The organism is Pseudomonas sp. EGD-AK9, from assembly GCF_000465935.2.
Classification (GTDB): domain Bacteria; phylum Pseudomonadota; class Gammaproteobacteria; order Pseudomonadales; family Pseudomonadaceae; genus Aquipseudomonas.
Genome location: NZ_AVOF01000477.1, coordinates 1 through 1,928 on the forward strand (window position 1 = coordinate 1; position 1,928 = coordinate 1,928).

Sequence of the window (1,928 nt, forward strand, 5' to 3'; positions counted from 1 at the left end):
GCCACTGGCCGAGCCGGCCAGCCAGGCGGCTGCCCTGCAGCGTCTGCAGGCCGCCTTCGAGCGCTTCGTCGCGCACACTGGCGCTCTGCAGCCGCATTTCGCCTACGGCGCGCTGAGCCACGCCGAGTACGCCCAGGCCCATGTGCTGCACCTGTACGACCATCTGCGCCTGATCCGTCCGGCCTGACCATCCCGGCGCCTTATCGCGCACCATTCAGCGTCAGGACGGTTCGTTGTGAGCGCAGCGGCCCTGCGTGACACTCGCTGCCATTGCCCACTGCCGAGGAGTTTCTGCCATGAGTGAAGCGGTTCGTTTCGAGGATCAGGTCGTCATCGTCACCGGCGCCGGCGGCGGTCTGGGCCGCGCCCACGCGCTGCTGTTCGCCCGCCATGGCGCCAAGGTGGTGGTCAACGACCTCGGCGGCAGCACTCACGGCGAGGGCGCCAATGCCTCGGCGGCGGACAAGGTGGTGGAAGAGATTCGGGCCTTCGGCGGCGATGCCGTGGCCAACCACGACTCGGTGACCGACGGCGACAAGATCGTGCAGACCGCGCTGGATCACTTCGGCCGCATCGACGTGCTGGTCAACAACGCCGGCATCCTGCGCGACAAGAGCTTCCACAAGATGGAAGACGCCGACTGGGAGCTGGTCTACAAGGTGCACGTCGAAGGCGCCTACAAGACCACCCACGCCGCCTGGCCGCACCTGCGCGAGCAGAACTACGGGCGGGTGATCTTCACCTCGTCCACCTCCGGCATCTACGGCAACTTCGGCCAGAGCAACTACGGCATGGCCAAGCTCGGCCTCTACGGCCTGACCCGCACCCTGGCCATCGAGGGGCGCAAGAACAACATCCTGGTCAACGCCATCGCCCCCACCGGCGCTACGCGCATGACCGAGGGGCTGATCCCGCCGCAGGTATTCGAGCAGCTCAAACCCGAACTGGTCAGCCCGCTGGTGGTGTACCTGGGCAGCCAGAACTGCCAGGACAGCGGCGGCCTGTTCGAAGTCGGTGGCGGCTGGGTCGGCAAGGTGCGCTGGGAGCGCAGCCTGGGCGTCGGTTTCGATCCCAAGGCCGGTTTCAGCCCCGATGACGTCGCCGCACAGTGGCAGCGCATCTGTGATTTCCAGGGCGCCGCGCACCCGGCGGACAACGTCGAGGCGCTCAAGGAAATGATGGCGAATCTGCACAAGTACGCCCTCTGATCGGCCAGCCAGGCTGACGCGCCGACGCAGGCGGATTAGGCTCGAAGGCCGGCAGTGATGCCGGCCTTTTTCGTTCAGCCAGCGGAGTGCAGCTTCATGTCGGTGACAGTCGAGAAGAACGGCCCGGTGACCACCCTGAGCATCGACCGGCCGCAGGTACGCAACGCCGTCGACCGACCCACGGCCGAGGCGCTGGCCGCGGCCCTGCGCGCCTTCGAGGCGGACGATGAAGCACGCGTGGCGGTACTGACCGGCAGCGGCGGCACCTTCTGCGCCGGTGCCGACCTGGCGGCAGTGGCCGAAGGCGGCGAGCGCGCCAATCGCCTGGACGAGCAGGGGGATGCGCCCATGGGGCCGAGTCGCATGCAGCTCGGCAAACCGCTGATCGCCGCCATCGAGGGCCATGCCGTGGCCGGCGGCCTGGAGCTGGCGCTGCTCGCCGACCTGCGGGTGATGGCGCAGGATGCGCTGCTCGGGGTGTTCTGCAGGCGCTTCGGCGTGCCGCTGATCGACGGCGGCACGGTGCGCCTGCCGCGTATCGTCGGCCAGGGCCGGGCGCTGGACCTGATCCTGAGCGGCCGCCCGGTGGCGGCGGATGAGGCGCTGCAGATGGGCCTGGTCAACCGCGTGGTGGCACCCGGTCAGGCGCTGGCGGCGGCGCAGCAGTTGGCGGCGCAGCTCGCCGCCTTCCCCCAGCGCTGCCTGCTGGCCGACCGCGCC

At 69.2% G+C, this 1,928-nt stretch carries 3 protein-coding genes; all 3 read left to right on the forward strand.

The window, feature by feature from the left end:
* On the forward strand, positions 1–187 hold a 187-nt coding region (locus N878_RS19090), incomplete at its 5' end, for a DUF1569 domain-containing protein (protein WP_021445171.1).
* Between the two features lie 109 nt (positions 188–296).
* Positions 297–1,208 carry an SDR family oxidoreductase gene (locus tag N878_RS19095; RefSeq protein WP_021445172.1) on the forward strand — a complete coding sequence of 304 codons (912 nt, stop codon included), beginning with the start codon at positions 297–299 and terminating at the stop codon, positions 1,206–1,208.
* A 96-nt stretch (positions 1,209–1,304) separates the two neighbouring features.
* On the forward strand, positions 1,305–1,928 hold a 624-nt coding region (locus tag N878_RS19100; protein ID WP_031303506.1), incomplete at its 3' end, for a crotonase/enoyl-CoA hydratase family protein.

Excerpts from the sequence above, each read along its gene's own strand:
- N878_RS19095 (WP_021445172.1), top strand. The coding sequence starts at position 297 with ATGAGTGAAGCGGTTCGTTTCGAGGATCAGGTCGTCATCGTCACCGGC.